The 2431-nt window shown below is 70.2% G+C and carries 2 protein-coding genes; both read right to left on the bottom strand.

Annotated elements, in window-relative coordinates; translation table 11 throughout:
* Window positions 1–140: 140 nt before the first annotated feature.
* A complete protein-coding gene (locus SJH88_RS18865) occupies window positions 141–1484 on the bottom strand; it encodes a sulfatase family protein (protein WP_274755357.1) in 1344 nt (447 codons plus the stop codon).
* Window positions 1485–1520: 36 nt separating this feature from the next.
* On the bottom strand, window positions 1521–2431 hold a 911-nt coding region (locus tag SJH88_RS18860; protein WP_274755356.1), incomplete at its 5' end, for a tripartite tricarboxylate transporter substrate-binding protein.

Below are 2431 nucleotides of genomic sequence, written 5' to 3'. Positions count from 1 at the left end.
GCCCGACCACACCGGGACGGCGGAGCGGCGTGCCCCACCCCATGCCCGCCAACTTGGCGGGCCCCACACGGTCGGCCGCCGTGGACGGCAACGGCGATGCGCGCAGGCCCGGACCCCACCCGCGGGGGGAGGTGGCCGGCCTACTTGCGCACGTGCCGCGCCAGGCGGCTGGGCACGTAGCGGTCGGCCTGGATGTCGGGCGTAAGGCCGTGCGTGAAGGTCTGCGGGGTGATCTCCAGAAAGTCCTGGTTGCGCAGCTCCCACGCGGCCTTCAGGCGGGCAAAGACCTCGGACTGGCGCTCGCGCAGGTTGGCGCGCTCGCGCGGGTCGTCCACCACGTGGAACAGGAATTCGTGCTCGTTGATCTTCAGGTACTTCCAGTCCCCATCGCGCAGCGCCCGCTGCGACTGCGACTTGTAGCGCCAGAACAGCTGGCGGGGGTGCACGGGCTGCTGCCCCTGCAGCACCGGCAGCAGGTTCACGCCGTCGCTGGGGTACTGCCCATCCACCGGGGCCTGGGCCGCGGCCAACAGCGTGGGCAGCCAGTCCATGGTGGCCGTCACCTGGGTCTGCACCTGGGGCTGCAGGCGCGCCGGCCAGCGCAGCAAGGTGGGCACGCGCAGGCCGCCTTCCAGCAGCTCGGTCTTCTGGCCGACAAAGGGCCAGGTGTCCGAAAAGCGCTCGCCGCCGTTGTCGCTGGTGAAGACGACGATGGTGTTCTCGGCCTGGCCCGTGGCCTCCAGCGCGTGCAGCACCTGGCCCACGGCCGCGTCCAGGGCCTGGACGATCTCGCCATAGGTGCGCTGCGTGCCGCCGTCGTAGTGGAACAGGTCCTTGAGCTGGCGCGACACCGCCTCGTCGTGCGGCCCTTCCCAGGGCCAGTGCGGCGCCGTGAAGTGCAGGGACAGGAAGAAGGGATTCGCTTGCGTCGCCCGTTCGCGCACGTACTTCTCGGCCTCGTCGGCCAGCACATAGGTGTAGTAGCCGGTGCGCTCGACCGGCACCGTGCCCTCGTACAGGTCCGGCGCCAGGTCGTCGCCCACGCCGTTCTTGTGGGTGAAGTAGTCCACCACCCCGCCCAGGTTGCCGAAGAAGCGGTCGTAGCCACTGTGCAGCGGGCCGAAGGCTGGCGGGCGGCCCAGGTGCCACTTGCCGATCAGCGCCGTGTCGTAGCCCGCTGCCTTCAGCAACGAGGGCAGCGTGGGGTGCTCCGGCGGCAGGCCGATGTTCGCGGCATTGCTGGGAATGGGTTCCTCCAGCCCCGCCGCCAGGCGGTACTGGTAGCGGCCAGTGATCAGCGCCAGCCGCGTGGCCGAGCAGACGGCCGAATTCGCATAGGCCTGGGTGAAGCGCACGCCTTCGCCGGCCAGCCGGTCCAGGTGCGGGGTGGTGTAGTTGCGCTGGCCGTAGACGCTCAGGTCGGCATAGCCCAGGTCGTCGGCCAGGATGAAGACGATGTTGGGCGCGGTGGTGGCAGTGCTCATGGTCGGCAGATCGGGATCAAAAAAGACGGGCGGCGCTCAGTCGGCCACAAAGCCGGAGGCGGCCAGGATGGGGCGCCACTTGGCGATGTCGGCCTGGCGCAGTTGCTCCAGCTCGTGGGGCTGGCTGTGCTGCGGCTCCAGCACCCAGTCGTGCATCCGCTGCTGCACCGGCTTTTCCTGCAGCACCTCGCCCAGGGCCTGGTTCAGGCGCTGGATGGTGGCGTCCGGCGTGCGGGCCGTCGTCCACAGGCTGTACCAGCCGCTGCCCTGCACCTCGGGGAAGCCCGATTCGGCAAAGGTAGGCACGTGGGGCAGTTGCTCCACGCGGTGCGTGGAGAACACGCCCAGCACCCGCAGCTTGCCGGCCTCGTGCTGCTTGAGCAGCTCCTGCACCGTGTTGATGCCGGCGCTGAGCTGGCCGCCAATCAGGTCGTTGATCATGGCCGTCCCGCCCTTGTAGGGCACGTGCAGGAAGTCCACGCCCGCGGCCTTGCCCAGCAGCAGGCCAAAGAAGTGCGGCAGGCTGCCCTGACTGGGGCTGCCGTAGTTCGCCAGCTTGGGGTGGGCCTTGAGCCAGGCCACAAAGCCGGGGATGTCCTTGGCCGGGTGGCTGGCAGGCACCGCCAGGGCGAACTGGAAGTGCGCCACCAGGCCCACGGGCTTCATGTCCTTGCCCGGGTCATAGCCGGGGTTGCGGAACACCAGCTGCGACAGCACCGGCGTCACCAGCGGCGCCAGCAGCAAGGTGCTGCCGTCGGCCGGCGCCTGGCGCAGCGCATCCACCGCCAGCTTGCCGGCGGCGCCGGGCTTGTTCTCGACGATGTAGTTGCTGGCCTTGTGGCTGCGCTCGGTCAGGCGGTCGGCCAGCAGGCGGGCCACCAGATCGCCGCCGCCCACCGGCGCCGAAGCCCACCAGGATGCGGCCGGTGGTGGCCGCCTGGGCGGTG

Source organism: Comamonas sp. GCA5, from assembly GCF_036541385.1.
Classification (GTDB): Bacteria; Pseudomonadota; Gammaproteobacteria; order Burkholderiales; family Burkholderiaceae_C; genus Comamonas; species Comamonas aquatica.
Note: the sequence above shows the minus strand (reverse complement) of the source record. Positions and strands in the feature narration are given on the sequence as shown.